The sequence below is a fragment of the Cognatundibacterium rivi genome (assembly GCF_018139565.1).
GTDB classification, from domain to species: Bacteria; Pseudomonadota; Gammaproteobacteria; order Burkholderiales; family Burkholderiaceae_D; genus Undibacterium; species Undibacterium rivi.
In genome coordinates this window covers 238,760-253,825 of sequence record NZ_JAGSPK010000002.1, presented here as the reverse complement: position 1 = coordinate 253,825, position 15,066 = coordinate 238,760, and the positions used below count along the sequence as shown (strand labels likewise).

13 protein-coding genes and 1 tRNA gene are annotated in these 15,066 nt (G+C 49.5%); 10 read left to right on the top strand and 4 right to left on the bottom strand.

What is annotated here, in order from left to right:
• Positions 1–258: 258 nt before the first annotated feature.
• The 4 genes from KDM87_RS05505 (at position 259) to KDM87_RS05490 (ending at position 3,743) form a co-directional block, all read left to right on the top strand.
• Entirely contained in the window at positions 259–1,449 is a 1,191-nt protein-coding gene (locus KDM87_RS05505) for an acyl-CoA dehydrogenase family protein (protein ID WP_212678150.1), read from the top strand.
• Between the two features lie 10 nt (positions 1,450–1,459).
• On the top strand, positions 1,460–2,599 hold the full coding sequence (locus tag KDM87_RS05500; protein ID WP_212678149.1) for an acyl-CoA dehydrogenase family protein: 1,140 nt from the start codon (positions 1,460–1,462) through the stop codon (positions 2,597–2,599).
• A 216-nt stretch (positions 2,600–2,815) separates the two neighbouring features.
• Complete coding sequence (locus tag KDM87_RS05495; protein WP_212678148.1) at positions 2,816–3,289, top strand: MaoC family dehydratase; 474 nt, start codon at positions 2,816–2,818, stop codon at positions 3,287–3,289.
• A gap of 1 nt (position 3,290) precedes the next feature.
• Positions 3,291–3,743 (top strand): MaoC family dehydratase, encoded by a 453-nt coding sequence (locus KDM87_RS05490; protein WP_212678147.1) that lies wholly within the window; start codon positions 3,291–3,293, stop codon positions 3,741–3,743.
• Positions 3,744–3,825: 82 nt separating this feature from the next.
• Here KDM87_RS05490 and KDM87_RS05485 read toward each other — a convergent pair whose 3' ends face one another.
• The 3 genes from KDM87_RS05485 to KDM87_RS05475 form a co-directional block, all read right to left on the bottom strand.
• On the bottom strand, positions 3,826–4,296 hold the full coding sequence (locus KDM87_RS05485; protein WP_212678146.1) for a CYTH domain-containing protein: 471 nt from the start codon (positions 4,294–4,296) through the stop codon (positions 3,826–3,828).
• Positions 4,297–4,447: 151 nt separating this feature from the next.
• A complete protein-coding gene (locus tag KDM87_RS05480) occupies positions 4,448–4,987 on the bottom strand; it encodes a hypothetical protein (RefSeq protein ID WP_212678145.1) in 540 nt (179 codons plus the stop codon).
• A gap of 117 nt (positions 4,988–5,104) precedes the next feature.
• The gene (locus tag KDM87_RS05475; protein WP_212678144.1) at positions 5,105–6,229 is read right to left on the bottom strand and encodes a M14 family metallopeptidase; all 1,125 of its coding nucleotides are present in this window, start codon (positions 6,227–6,229) and stop codon (positions 5,105–5,107) included.
• A 237-nt stretch (positions 6,230–6,466) separates the two neighbouring features.
• On the opposite strand from KDM87_RS05475, the gene KDM87_RS05470 reads away from it, so the two are divergent.
• Positions 6,467–6,543: transfer RNA gene (locus KDM87_RS05470), tRNA-Pro, on the top strand.
• Positions 6,544–6,739: 196 nt separating this feature from the next.
• Here the strand turns inward: KDM87_RS05470 and KDM87_RS05465 are convergent.
• Positions 6,740–6,985 carry a hypothetical protein gene (locus tag KDM87_RS05465; RefSeq protein WP_212678143.1) on the bottom strand — a complete coding sequence of 82 codons (246 nt, stop codon included), beginning with the start codon at positions 6,983–6,985 and terminating at the stop codon, positions 6,740–6,742.
• A gap of 731 nt (positions 6,986–7,716) precedes the next feature.
• Here KDM87_RS05465 and KDM87_RS05460 point away from each other — a divergent pair.
• The 5 genes from KDM87_RS05460 to KDM87_RS05440 all read left to right on the top strand — a co-directional run bounded on the left by KDM87_RS05460 (position 7,717) and on the right by KDM87_RS05440 (position 14,996).
• Positions 7,717–7,956 carry a hypothetical protein gene (locus tag KDM87_RS05460; RefSeq protein ID WP_212678142.1) on the top strand — a complete coding sequence of 80 codons (240 nt, stop codon included), beginning with the start codon at positions 7,717–7,719 and terminating at the stop codon, positions 7,954–7,956.
• A gap of 35 nt (positions 7,957–7,991) precedes the next feature.
• The gene (locus KDM87_RS05455) at positions 7,992–9,296 is read left to right on the top strand and encodes a dicarboxylate/amino acid:cation symporter (protein ID WP_212678141.1); all 1,305 of its coding nucleotides are present in this window, start codon (positions 7,992–7,994) and stop codon (positions 9,294–9,296) included.
• A 296-nt stretch (positions 9,297–9,592) separates the two neighbouring features.
• The gene (locus KDM87_RS05450; protein ID WP_212678140.1) at positions 9,593–11,473 is read left to right on the top strand and encodes a sensor histidine kinase; all 1,881 of its coding nucleotides are present in this window, start codon (positions 9,593–9,595) and stop codon (positions 11,471–11,473) included.
• Positions 11,466–12,803, top strand: coding sequence for a sigma-54-dependent transcriptional regulator (locus KDM87_RS05445; protein WP_212678139.1), 1,338 nt, complete (start codon positions 11,466–11,468; stop codon positions 12,801–12,803). Before KDM87_RS05450 ends, KDM87_RS05445 begins: the two co-directional genes overlap by 8 nt.
• Before the next feature lie 186 nt (positions 12,804–12,989).
• Positions 12,990–14,996, top strand: a complete 2,007-nt coding sequence (locus tag KDM87_RS05440) for a putative bifunctional diguanylate cyclase/phosphodiesterase (protein WP_212678138.1) — start codon at positions 12,990–12,992, stop codon at positions 14,994–14,996.
• The last annotated feature ends 70 nt before the right edge of the window (positions 14,997–15,066 follow it).

Sequence of the window (15,066 nt, the reverse complement as noted above, 5' to 3'; positions counted from 1 at the left end):
TTATGTCGCAGATTTCGCCTGTTGACTTCGCCAAATCTTCGGCCAGGCTTCGTCTGAAATGATATTTTTTCAGGCAAGCACATTTGCAGTCACCTAAATTTAAATCCGTTGTACAATAAGTTTTGAACGGTCGTGCTTTTTTATTTCAATCTGAAACTGTTATCAGTTTTGTCGAAGGAAATCAGAAAGAAATAGAAACGCACACGCGCAGCAAAAACAGACCGTCAATCATCCAGGCATTCAACCTCAGGAGACAACATGGATTTGAATTACACACCGGAAGATCTCGCCTTCCGGGATCAGGTGCGCAGCTATCTGGAAGCAAACCTTCCGACCGACCTGCAGCAAAAAGTATTGAATCACAAACGCTTATCCAGAGAAGATTTTGTCCGCTGGCACAAGATCCTGGCGAAACAAGGCTGGGTTGCCACAGGCTGGCCAAAAGAATACGGCGGTACGGGCTGGACGCCGACGCAACGTCATATTTTCGAGGAAGAATGCGCGCGTGCAGGCACTCCGGCTATCCTGCCATTCGGCGTGAACATGGTGGCGCCGGTCATCATGGCATTTGGTAATCAGGCGCAAAAAGACTATTACCTGCCGCGCATACTGAATTGCGATGACTGGTGGTGTCAGGGTTACTCAGAGCCAGGCTCCGGCTCAGATCTCGCATCCCTGAAAACCCGTGCTGAACGTGTCGGCGATCATTACATCGTCAATGGTCAGAAAACCTGGACCACGCTGGCGCAGCATGCCGATATGATTTTCTGTCTGGTACGCACAGAACCTAACGGTCGCAAACAAGAAGGTATTTCTTTCCTGCTGATCGACATGAAAACGCAGGGTATCACCGTACGCCCTATCATCATGCTCGATGAAGATCACGAAGTGAATGAAGTGTTCTTCGACAACGTCAAAGTGCCGGTACAAAACCTGATCGGCGAAGAAAACAAAGGCTGGACTTACGCCAAATACCTGCTCGGTCATGAGCGCACGAATATCGCTGCAGTGGGTCGGGCAAAACGCGAACTGCAATTCCTGAAGCGCGTCGCCGCAGAACATCATAAAAATGGCCAGTCGCTGATCGATGATCCTGTATATGCGAATAAAGTCGCCAGTCTGGAAATCGAAATCATGGCGCTGGAAATTACAGTGATGCGAGTGATCTCTCAGGATAGCGGTCGTCCGGGACCAGAAGCTTCGCTGCTGAAAATTAAAGGCACAGAAATACAGCAGCGTCTGACTGAATTAATGGTCGAAGCAGTCGGCCCATATGCGCAGCCGTTTGATCCGGCTTTCCTGGAAGGCGAAACTGAACACAGTGTCATGAACGACGACGACGCTGCTGCCCTCGCCGCTTACTACTTCAACTTCCGTAAGACCTCCATTTATGGTGGCTCTAACGAAATTCAAAAAAATATCATTACCCAAATGATTTTAGGACTGTGAGGAGAGCACCATGGATTTCGCATTAACACAGGAACAGACACAATTTGCCGAAGCAGTTCGTCGTTGGGTAGAAAAAGACTACGGCTTTGAACAACGCAAACACATTATCGCTTCTGCCGAAGGTATCTCAGCAGAAGCCTGGTCAGCACTGGCAGAACTCGGCGCGACAGCCCTGCCTGTCCCTGAAGATCAGGGGGGCTTCAGTGGCAGCGCGATCGACATGATGGTCGTGATGCAAGAACTTGGACGCGGCTTGGTCATCGAACCGTATTTCGCTACCGTGTTTGCGGCTGAGTTTCTGAAGCAAGCAAAAGCGCATTTCGATGTGCTGGAACAGGTTGCTGGCGGAGAAATCAAACTCGCCGTCGCTCTGCATGAGAAACAATCACGTCACGATTTAAGCGATATCGCGACGACAGCAACAAAATCTGCTGATGGCTATACGCTGAACGGTAAAAAAACCGTGGTATTACATGGTGCGCAGGCCGATAAATTGATCGTTTCAGCCCGCACCAGCGGTGCCGCACGCGACAAGAATGGCATACAGTTGTTCATTGTCGATACCAATGCCGCAGGTGTAACACGTCAGGATTACCGCACCATCGATGGTTACCGTGCTGCTGACATCAGTTTTACCAACGTTCAGGTGCCTGCGATTGCCTTGCTCGGCCGCGAAGATGGCGGTTGGGAATTACTCGATGCAGTGTCTGACTATGGCGTTTCTTTGCTGTGTTCCGAAGCGATCGGCATTATGGAAGCGATCACCTCGGCGACACTGGAGTATCTGAAAACACGTCAGCAATTTGGCGTCCCTATCGGTAAATTCCAGGTACTGCAACACCGGATGGCAGACATGTTCATGGAAATGGAACAGGCTCGCTCAATGGCAACACTGGCGGCGGTCAAAGTGTCGTCCGACAATGCAGAGGAACGTCGACGCACCTTGTCAGCTGCCAAAGCACGTGTCGGTCAGGCCGCGAAATATATTGGCCAGCAGGCAGTGCAATTACACGGCGGCATGGGGGTAACCAATGAATTGCCGGTCGCGCACATGTTCAAACGACTGACCATGATAGAGCTGTCGCTTGGTGATACCGATCATCATCTGGCCCGCTTCGTTGCTCAGCCTGGTTTTAAAAACGCTGCGTAATAAAAAAAGTCCCGACCCTGTTCGGGACTTTTTTCTATGCCTGTCACACCATAGTGGCAAATGTCGTTTAAGCGGCGATAGTAAGAACAACACCTGAATATTCATGCGCCTGTCAGAGCAAAAATGGGCTGAGAAGCGCATGAATACTCAGAGAAAGCTAAAAAAACGTAAAAATCAGATAAAACCTGATAAAAATAATGTCATCAAGGAGACCGTATGACGACCAAGCAATTCACCTGGTATTTTGAAGATTTCATTCCCGGCAGCGTGATTCCGCTGGGACAACGCACCGTTACTGAAGAAGAAATCATCCACTTTGCGCAGCAATTCGATCCGCAATCTTTTCACGTCGATAAAGACGCTGCTAAAGCCTCGATCTTCGGCGGCGTCATCGCCAGCGGGTGGCACACCTGCAGCATGATCATGCGCATGGTGGTCGATGGTTTCATTGCCGATTCGTCGAGCATGGGGTCGCCCGGCGTGGACGAAGTGCGCTGGATATTGCCTGTGCGCCCCGGCGATACACTGACCGTCAGCGCCGAAACTGTTTCAGTCAAACCGTCTACATCTAAACCAGACCGGGGTGTCGTTAATACGGTCTGGAAAGCAGTCAATCAGGATGGTCAACTCGTCTGCACCATCAATGGCATGGGCATGTTTGGCCGTCGCCCGCAAGCATCAGGAGCATGATATGCGTGAAATCAAATCCCTCGCAGAACTCAAATCGCTGGTTGGCACGCAGGTGGCAAGCTCAGACTGGATCAGCATATCTCAAGAAAGAGTGAACACCTTTGCCGATGCCACTGGCGATCATCAATGGATACACATCGACGTGGAACGGGCAAAAAAAGAATCCCCGTTTGGTGGTCCGATTGCGCACGGTTTCCTGACCCTCTCTTTGCTACCCATGCTGATGGCAGACGCGCTGCACCTAAGTTACGTCAAAATGGGCGTGAATTATGGACTGAATAAAGTCCGCTTTCCGGCACCGGTGCCGGTCGGCAGCCGTTTGCGCGCGCACCTGACATTGCTGCAGGTCGATGACATTAAAGACGGTGCGCAAATGGCCTGGGAAGTCAGCATAGAACGTGAAGGCAGCGACAAACCTGTCTGCGTTGCGGAGTCGATTGCGCGTTGTTATTGATCAGGAAAATTTCGAGCTCAAAAAATGGCAAATCAGCGTTCATGATTTGCCATTTCCCATCTCCATCATTCAAACCGAGACATTACTTCGCCCACGAACTGTAGGGCTGCTTCAGCAAATTTGCATTTGCATAGCGACGATCATGGCTGACTTCTTCTCCCAGCCACGAAGGTCGTTCAAACACCTGATCTTCTGATTGCAATTCCACTTCCGCGACAACCAAGCCAGCGTTGTCACCAAAAAATTCATCGACTTCCCAGACCAGATCACCGGCAGCAATGCGGTAACGTTTTTTCTCTATCAATGGTTGCTGGCACACCTGATCAAGTAAGGCCTGCGCATCCGCCACCGGAATCGCATATTCCCACTCACCGCAAGCAATGCCAGTCGACAAGCCTTTAATCGTCAGCATCGCAGCATCACCGTCAATCCGTACGCGCACGATACGCCCGGGTTCAGCACTGATATAGCCCTGAAGCAAATAAGTTGCCACGCCCTGCTGCCTCCACTCATCGCCAACGACGAGAAACTTACGTTCTATTTCTATCCCCATGTCCTTTTCACCTTATTGCTTTGCATCGTAGGAAATCAATTTTCAATATGGTACAGTTTATCAATCAATTCTTATGTACAGACAAAACTACTAGTCAACATGCATTGTTAATGTACGTCTTACGTACTACGTTGAAATCCAAAGTTTCCATCTATTTTTTTGGGAATGAGAAAATTGATGGATATGGGCTATCCAATTTGTTGGACATCTTAATCAAGAGTTTTATATTCATCTGATTCCTGATATCAGCGTTATATTGCTGAAGCTTTGAAATGTAAAAATCTAAGGATGGTTTATCTTTATCAATAAAAGCAACATGACCAAGTACATATTCATTCCACTTAAATGTTGGATCGATAGGCAGGTCTGCTCTCAATGATTTGTAGAGTAATGCCTTCGCTTCTGGATAATGCTCAAGGTAGAGTTGAAGTTGGGCTTGATGGAAATTAGTACGATAAGTAGCTCCATTTTTATCATTATATTTATCAATGATTTTAACCGCCTCTGCATAGCAACCCATTAGAGAAAACCTACGCCATCCTTTTTCCTCCGAGTCAAAAACATCCAACGGTAAATTTAAAATTTCACTTTCTGAAATCGCGTCTATTTTGCATTCATTATTATTTTCTTGATCTTTTGAATAGCTACTTACTGAAATACAAAAAGCTAAAACGAATATAATTTTTTTCATTTGTACGCATCCTTGTGAATTCAATGCAGCATAAAGTAATGTACGCTGAACCAGCGCGCAAAAAAAAAGACACCGTGCAAATACCGCTGGTGTCTTTTTCTTTATTGATTAACCGTTTCAGCTATTCAAGGAAGCCAGAATCGGTTGCAACATCGCCTCACCCAGTTTGATACTGCGGGCGCCATCCCATCCGGTTTCTGCATCCGGCAAATTCGCATTATCCTTGAACGGTAATTCCAGTGTCAGCGACACACATTTAAAGGTGTGACCAATATACTTGGAAGCCAACTTCAACATGTCTTCATTGTATTTCGACGCCTCGTAACCAAACTTGGTCTGGAAATCAGGGCTGGCAGCGCAGAAGCTATCGACAAACACTTGCTGCTCTTTTGCCTGCTTCTCAGTGAAGCCTTCGATCATTTCACTGCCTGCCACAAATACATACGGCAAAGCCTCGTCGCCATGAATATCGAGGAACAGATCGCAACCGGTTTCGTGAATCTTGTTTTTTACATGGAATACTTCCGGGCTCGTTGCCAGAGTCGGCGTCATCCATTCACGGTTCAGATTGGCACCAGCCGCGTTCGTGCGCAGATTGCCGCGCGCAGCGCCATCAGGATTCATATTCGGCACGATATACAGCACTGCCTTCTGCAGAATACTGCGTGCAATTGGATTGGACGGATCAAGCAAAGCACCCAAAGTACCTTCGACCAGCCATTCTGCCATCGTCTCGCCCGGATGCTGACGTGCAATTATCCAGACCTTTTTCTCAGCAGCCGGATCACCGACGACAACCATATTCAGATCGCGGCCATCAACGGTATTACCCAGATCCACCACTTCGACCAACGGTGAATGTTGAACACTGCTCAGCAAATCGAGGTGACGTTCCCAGCTGTACGGCTCGAAATACGCGTAATATACACTGTCGTATTCGGGCGTATGACGTATCGTCATCACCTTGCCATCAAACTCCGTATCAACGCGGAACCAGGTTTCACGGTCATAACTAGCCACCGCACGATAATTTTCCCAGCCCTTGGCATAAGTCGCCTCGCCGGCATTCAGAATACGCATCACTGTTTCCTGATGACGCGCACCTTGCAAACGGAAATGAAACCATTGCCAGATATCGGCATGTGAATCTTTACGCAACTTCAGTTCGATTGCATCTGCCTCGTCCGCCTTCACCACTTCGATCGCTCCCGCGTCGAAATTCTGACTGATTTTTATGGTCATAAATATGTATGTTGTGTAGTTTTATTCCCCACCGCAGCGCCAATTCACGTCAATAACATCAGGAATTCACGCATGCGACCTGTGTGACTGTATTTTTACAGCTTTTCAGGAAATATGAAAATATTTTAGTCAAATATTCAAAATAAATTGTTAAATTCTTTCGGGGATTTTCTGCAAAACGACACTGGCAAGCATGGTAAAAACGCCATTCATGCACTATAATCTTTCGCTTAGCGTCGGGGCGTAGCGCAGCCTGGTAGCGTACGTGCATGGGGTGCACGGGGTCGTGTGTTCGAATCACACCGTCCCGACCAATAAAATCAAGGATTCAGGCCAATCATGCGATTGGCCTTTTTTCTTTCCGAGGAATTTACCTCAACATTTCCCCAGCAGATTTTTCTCTCTTTTTTTTTCTGAAGAAATGAAGCTAGCTAAGGCTTCCGTTAGTTCAATAATTTCATACGGAAGACGCTGGCACATTAATCGCTATTGGCCAACTATTTTTTGCCATCATGGGAAGGTCATATCCAAACCGCTCAGGCTGCTAAGGACGAAGGTAATCAGGCCCAAGCCCAGTAACAACAGCGTGAACACTACGATCACCTTGCCGCTCGTGCGCAGCACTGCGCGCATCTCCATTCCCCTATCCTTTTCCTTGTTCCCTTGATCGTAATGCCATTTGATGGCGAAAAACATGCCTGTGCCGAGCACGAGAAGTTTAAAGATCACGAAAACTATTGGGGTCCAATCCATCATTTGAGTACTTTCCGGCCATTACTTGCCACTAGCTATTGTGAGGAACACTACCTTAGAACACGGCTTCAGTAGCTTCATTTTTTGTTCAAACCACCGTCTCTGGCATCCTGCTTGCGTCTTTCATTGCATCTACCGATGAAATAAGACCGGTATCCAGTGGAGTAATTTTCCAACTGCAAATGTGAGAAGAGAAAACATCAACAACTGCCATACAAGGATGAGGTGCTGCACATCCTGAAACATACTACTTCAAAACAATTTTTATACCTTGAGACAAAATGTCTCAGTTAAAAAACGTATAAGAAGAAATTACCGATCTGGTTCCCGCGATTGGCCTCACTCGTCGAGCCACGCTATTTGCAGTTTGCGCATGCAGCAGACAACGAGGACATCCTGCCGGAATATCTCTCATTGCGTTCATACAATAGTTTGCTCCCCAGTGTTTATTCATGAGATCAATCGCCAACGTGAACAAACTGCAAGAACGCGATGTGACTTAAAAAAGTAACTGCAAACGTACCAAACCCTATTCCCCTTAGTGAAATCCATTCGGAAATCCGAACACTGATAGCAATCATTTTCCGGAAAACCGATCTTCCCGCGCATCTACAGCATTAAATTATCTATAGCAATCAAAAGCTTATAGATTATTTGGTAGTGGCATGATCTGTGCGATAGAAACACCAGCCTCGCACTCGCGCGGCCAACAAATAAATAACGGAGACAAACCCATGAGTGCAGTAAGAACTCACATGGAGCACGGCCAGTCCGGTAACAGCAAAACCCTTATCAACGACTACGACATCCAACGGCCGCGTGCAATGGCAAAACACGGCTTCACTGTCGTCGATGTTCGTCGTACTGGAGAAGTCGTGCTCAAACACAAAATGATGAGCCTTGGGCAACATGCTGAAATTCATCGCCCCGAAGTGCTGCTCACGCCACCAATGATCCCGAATATGACCGCCTGAAGTCCCACTTCACGTCAACACAATAGGAAGCCATTATGAAATTGAACAAATTAACGACGCTGATCATGGTTGCCATGGTACTCGGCATCATTGTCGGCTATGCATGCAACACCTTCGCAACCAGCCCGGCTCAAGCCAAGGAAATAGCCTCTTACTTCAGCATACTGACCGATATTTTTCTGCGCCTGATCAAGATGATCATTGCTCCGCTGATTTTCGCCACGCTAGTTTCAGGTCTGGCTGGGATGGGTGATACAAATGCCGTTGGCCGTATTGGAGCCAAAGCATTGGGCTGGTTCGTCGGTGCATCGCTGTGTTCGCTGGCGTTGGGTCTGGTGTTCGCTAATTTATTACATCCCGGTCTGAATCTCGGCATTCCTTTACCAGAGGTCGGCAGTTCTGTTGGTTTGAAGACCAGCGCGCTGAATCTGAAAGATTTCATCACGCATGTTTTCCCGAAAAATATTTTCGAGGCAATGGCTGCGAATGAAATTCTGCAAATCCTGGTCTTTGCGGTGTTCTTCGGTGTGGCGCTCGGTCATATTCATAACCAGTCTGCCCGTAGTCTGGTCAAAACACTGGAAGAAGTCGGCCATGTCATGCTCAAGGTCACGGATTACGTGATGCGTTTTGCCCCCGTCGGCGTCTTCGGTGCTGTTGCAGGCATTATCACGACGCAAGGTCTTGGCATGTTGATGGTTTTCGGAAAGCTGCTGATCAGTTTCTATGTCACGCTGGGCGCGCTTTGGCTGGTGCTGATTCTGGCTGGTTACTTCGTACTGGGTAAGGAAGTTTTCCGTTTGATCAAACTGATTCGCAGCCCGATGCTGTTAGGATTTTCTACCGCCAGCAGCGAATCGGCCTATCCAAAATTGATGGAGCAGCTTGAAAAATTCGGTATCCGCGACCGCATCACCGGTTTCGTATTGCCACTCGGTTACTCGTTTAACCTTGATGGATCGATGATCTATACCACCTTCGCGGCACTGTTTGTCGCCCAGGCTTACGGTATCGAACTGAGTATCACCACACAGATCGCTATGCTGTTGGTACTGATGATCTCCAGCAAAGGCATTGCTGGTGTACCGCGCGCCTCGCTGGTTGTAGTCGCCGCAGTATTGCCGATGTTCAATCTGCCGGAAGCGGGTTTGCTGCTGGTTCTCGGCATTGATCACTTTCTTGACATGGGACGTACTGCCACCAACGTGCTTGGCAATGCAATTGCCACTGCCGTCGTCGCCAAGTGGGAAAATGCGATAGATAAGGTCGACAATTCTCTCGCTGAAGCAGATGAAGCATTACCTATCGCTGATGATCTGGTGATGACTAAAGCATCCTGATTTTTACGTGCTCTATGGTTCAGTACGGCCTTTGGACTGAACCATAGAGCAACACCCGATCATTCCTGCGATACCCGTTTTTAGGCAATCAACGACGATACGTTATTGCTTCTTTCTTTCGTCAGCTTCGACGGCGACATGCTCCGCTGCCTGACTAGCGTCAGGAAAAATGGCGCCGTTTTTTAGTTTCCGCCATAGCGCTAATCACAGCGCTAACAACGACCAAAGAGCGCCTCCGGTTTGTCAAACATGGTCGCAAATTCCTCTATAATAGGCCGCTGAACCACCCCGCCACCATGTCCAGTCATCGTCCACTACGTTACCTGTTACTTCTGATATTGCTCATTATCCTGATGGTCATGAGCGGATTTGCCTCGTACCGCATTGCCCAGCAACTAGGTCTGGCTGACCTGCAAACCACGGGTTTGCATCGTCTTGATCTGTACACTGCCAGCCTGGAACGTGAAATAGGCAAATATGCGTTTCTTCCCGGCACGCTTGGTCTGGAACGTGACGTTCTGGCCTTGCTGGGAAAGAGCAACCATGAAAAGTCGCTTAAGCTGGTGCCGCAGGTCAACGCCTACCTAGAGCAGCTGAATGAGCGTGCCGGGACGCTTTCTATCTATCTGATCGATACCAACGGCCATGTCGTAGCCTCCAGCAATTGGCGTCGTGCCGACAGTTTCGTTGGTGAAGAACTCGCGTTTCGTCCGTATTTCCGTGAGGCGATGGAGAATGGTCATGGCCGCTTCTTTGGTATCGGCACAACCCGTGGCGAGCCCGGTTATTACCTGGCCTCAAAGCTGACAGACGATAACGAGACGTTGGGCGTTGCCGTTATCAAAGTCAGTCTGGAACAACTTGAAAAATCGTGGACTACCGTTGAAACCCCTGCCATGGTCAGCGATGAAAATGGCGTTGTCATCCTCGGCTCGGTCGCCAACTGGAAATTCACGACTCTGCGCCCTTTAGAAGAAAAGACCCGCACAGCCTTCGATCAGACACAGCAATACAACCGACGCGCCCTTAAACCATTGGGCTTGAAAGAGTTGCGCGAACTCGATCACGGCGCACGACTGGTCAGCATTGCGAAAGATACCCCCGAAATCGCCTCGGTCTATCCAGTGGCGGGACGTTTTCTGGCGCAATCACGACCATTGCCCGGCACGCCCTGGACGCTGACCGTCCTTTCGCATCTGAAACAAGTCGATGATATTGCACAAAGCCGTGCCGCAGTTGTCGTGGTCATCACAGCGCTGCTGTTTATGTTTGGTCTGATGGCCAACGACCGGCGTCGTCATCTGAAGGATAGGCTAGCGGCTCGCGAAGCGCTGCAACAAGCGCATGACGAGCTGGAGCGTAAGGTGAATGAACGCACCGCCGACCTGTCTGCAACCAATACCCAGTTGCAGGAGGAAATTACGGAACGTATCCGCGCCGAACGCACATTGCGTGCAGCACAGGATGAACTGGTGCAGGCTGGCAAATTGGCGGTGATCGGTCAGCTATCGACCGGTATCGCACATGAACTTAATCAACCACTGGCTGCCCTCCGTACACTCTCGGGCAACGGCGTGCGTTTTTTGGATCGCGGCGATCTCAACACGGTTCGCACTAATCTCGAAAGAATTGCCCAACTGACGGATCGCATGGGATTGATTACCGGCCAACTGCGTACCTTTGCCCGCAAGTCCAGCGGCCAGTTACAGGCGGTTCCGCTATGTAATGCCCTAGACAATTCGTTGGCACTGCTGGAGCAGCGCCTGATTCATGCCAATGCTGAGGTTCGCCGTTACTGTCCTCTCCCCGAGCCAGTCGCGCTCTGCGATGTCAACCGACTGGAGCAAGTATTAATCAACCTGATCGGTAACGCACTTGACGCCATGGAAGGTCAACCCTCGCCACTGATTGAGCTTGGCTGCGAATCAATTGGCGAACAAGCCCGACTGACGGTGCGCGACCATGGTCCGGGGCTGGATGACACAGCCCTGAGCCATTTGTTTGAAGCGTTTTTCACCACGAAACAAGCCGGTGGCGGACTGGGTCTGGGGTTGACGATCTCTGCCGACATTATTCGTGATTTCGGTGGCACCCTGACTGGCACTAATCATCCCGAGGGCGGTGCCTTGTTCACGTTAGAAATCCCTCTCATTCACGAGGCTGAGCAACATGAGTGAAGTTCTGAAAGTACTGATCATTGAAGACGACCCAGATGTCGCCCTCGGTTGTGAACAAGCGTTGCAACTCGAAGGCATTGCTGTCGAATGCGTCAGCAGCGCCGAGCAGGCACGCCGGCGGCTGAGCCGTGACTTTCGCGGCGTCGTTGTCAGCGACATCCGGTTACCGAAGATGGATGGCATGAGCTTCCTGCGTGAGACGCTCAACATTGACCCGGAATTGCCCGTGGTGTTGATCACCGGGCATGGTGATATTTTGATGGCCGTGCAGGCGATGAAAGATGGCGCGCACGATTTCATTCAGAAGCCTTTCGCTCCGGAATATCTGGTTGAAGTGGTGCGCCGTGCGCTGGAAAAACGTCGCCTTGTACTGGAAGTGCGCGATCTGCGGCGTCAACTCGACCAACGCGACCTGCTCGAAGGCAAGATGATAGGCCGTGCACCGTCGATGCAAAAAATCCGCGACATGGTTGCCCGCCTCGCCAACAGCGCCGCTGATGTGCTGATTCACGGCGAAACCGGCACAGGTAAAGAACTCGTCGCCCGCTGTCTGCATGAAGCCAGCTCGCGCCGACATGGTAACTTCGTCGCCATCAACTGTGGCGGGCTGCCGGAAACCTTGTTTGACAGCGAAATTTTCGGCCACGAAGCTGGTGCGTATACCGGTGCCGCCAAAAAACGCATCGGCAAAATTGAGCACGCCAGCGGCGGCACGCTGTTTCTCGATGAAATCGAGAGCATGCCGCTTGCCATGCAGATCAAATTGCTTCGCGTATTGCAGGAACGTACCCTGGAACGTCTGGGTTCGAACACACCGATTGCGATTGACTGCCGCGTTATTGCCGCAACCAAAACAGACTTAGTCGAACTGGCCGCCACAGGTGCGTTCCGTAACGATCTGTATTACCGGCTCAGCGTCGCTACACTGGATCTGCCGCCACTACGCGAGCGACGTGAAGATATACCGCTGCTTTTCGAACATTTCCTGCTGCTGGGTGCCGCACGCCATCAACGCGCGGTGCCAGAAACAACAGCCAACCGCATTCGACAATTAGTCGGTTACAACTGGCCGGGAAACATCCGCGAGCTGAGGAACGTTGCGGATCGCTGCGTTCTCGGGATAGAGAGCGGCTCACCACCTTTTGGCCAGCCACAAACAGAAGGCGCAATACCACTTGCAGAAACCGTGGATGCCTTCGAACGAGCGCTGATCGCCGATGCCCTGCACCGCCACCGCAGCCTCGCCCGCACGGCAGAAGCACTGGGCGTCGCTAAAACAACACTGCACGACAAGATAAAAAAATACGGACTGGATGGAAATGAACGGTAGCTAAACTATGGCGGAGTACGCTAATCCTGCCATTGACATAGACGAGGTCTTTTATAGCAGGTGATAAGGGACTCTTCTGAACGCCATCCTAACTGTCAAACACCGTTAAGCATTAACAAAAAGTAACAGTGCAAGCAAAGGCCTTTTAATATCATGGAAGATTACCCGGCCGTGTAATGGAAGACTATGTTGCAACACAGGACTCAGATATGGCATGAAACTCTGCGTAATCACCCACGAGGTCTGGTTGTTAACACCGCTGCGATTCTCGGCGCCACTTTAATTGTCGGCCATACGCATTCGCGCTGGTTCTGGCTCTGGGTTGTGATTTCTCTGGGTGTTTCCGCTGTGCGGTACGGAATTTATGTGTATTGCTGCCATTCCATCAAGCAGTACTCAACGCAAGCCATACCAAGACATCAGTTTATCCTGCTTCATTTATCAATTTTAAGCGCTGCTATCAACTGGATGATCGTTGCCTGGATAGGTATTCCTGAATTTCAGGCAAAGGATAAATTCGCCATCCTGATTATTATCTCCGCCCTTGCAGGAGGGGCGACCGGCACGCTGGCATCGTTAAAAATCACAGGCAAAATTTATATCGCGTTGCTGATTATCCCAGCATCCTTACGAATGTTGTTGATGGATGACACTAGCTTATCCGTTCTTGCAATATTGGGATTTATTTTTGCATGGGTCATGATGAGCAGCCATCAGAATAATTTCAGGCTACTTGAGCGTTCCTTGCATCTGGCAAGAAGCAATGAAGATCTGATCTCTCAGCTATCCGTCAAAAATACAGAAATCTGCAATATTAATTCAGAGCTGGAACAAACCGTTGAAGACAGAACCAAGCAATTACAATATCTGGCTAATCACGATCCACTGACGTCGCTGTTAAACCGGCGAGGATTAGCGGAACAAGCTTATCGCCCGCCAGCAGTGTTACATCATCAGTTATTTCTGTTCATCGACCTTGACCGTTTCAAACATATTAACGACGGATTAGGCCATGATTGGGGGGATTTGTTGTTACAAGCGGTAGCACAACGCCTAACCGAACTGGTGGATGAGCTGGCAACGGAGTGCGGCGCATGGCATCACTCTGTTTGTCGCTGGGGTGGTGACGAGTTTGCCATCCATTTTATCTGCGAAGCGATCCCGGTCAATGACATCCACCCTGCTTGCCATTATCTGCAAGTGATGCTGTCGCAACCTTACCAGATCAATGGCCGCCAGTTACATATCGGCGCCAGTATCGGCGTGTTTGAAAAATGCGCTGAAAAACTGACCGATATTGCTGAAGCGGTGAGTTGTGCAGATATGGCTGCGTCAGAAGCCAAACGTTTAGGTCGTGGCCGTATAGTATTTTATTCTGAGGTGCTGGCAGATATTCAGCGACGCCGACTGGCGCTGTCGATTGCGCTAGCCAATGCGCACAAAGACGGTTCCTTGAAACTGTTTTTTCAACCTATCGTCGCGGCAGCATCAACAGAAGTCGTCGCACTGGAAGCATTGCTGCGCTGGACTTGTGCTGAGATCGGCCCCGTTTCTCCCGATGAGTTTATTCCTCTGGCGGAGGAGTCCGATCATATTATCAACATCGGCAAATGGGTACTTCAGCAAGCATGTTCTGCAGCAAAAACCTGGCAAGACACAAACGATGATCACATCGCCCCAAAAGTCGCAGTGAACACATCGATCCGGCAATTGATACAAGCATCGTTTGCCGACGAGGTACAAGTTATCCTGAAAAATACAGGGCTTGCCGCCGATCATCTGGTAATTGAGGTGACGGAAAGCGTGTTCGATGAACAGAATATGCAGCAGGCACTGATCAGCCTGCTTGCTTTGCATGAGATGGGAGTAGAAATACATCTGGATGATTTTGGCACTGGCTATTCGTCGCTGTCACGCTTACATGAGTTCCCGATGGATGCGATTAAAATCGATAAGAGTTTCGTCATGTCCGCAGATGAAAAATCTCTGGCGGTTGTTGAAGGAGCTCTTCTGATTGCCAAAAAATTTGGATTGAAAGTCATCGCAGAAGGCGTAGAAACTGCGCAGCAACGTGAAAAATTACTGGCACTTGGCGTTGACGAATTACAAGGCTATTTCTTCGGGAAACCGACAAAATTAGCAACCCTGTCTGTGACAGAAACTAGCGTACCCAAGCTGACGAGAAACGCATAGTAATCAGACCGCTGCGATTCCATTTAAATCTAAGCTTTTATAAACAGTGTCAAAGAAAAAAAAGCCTGAT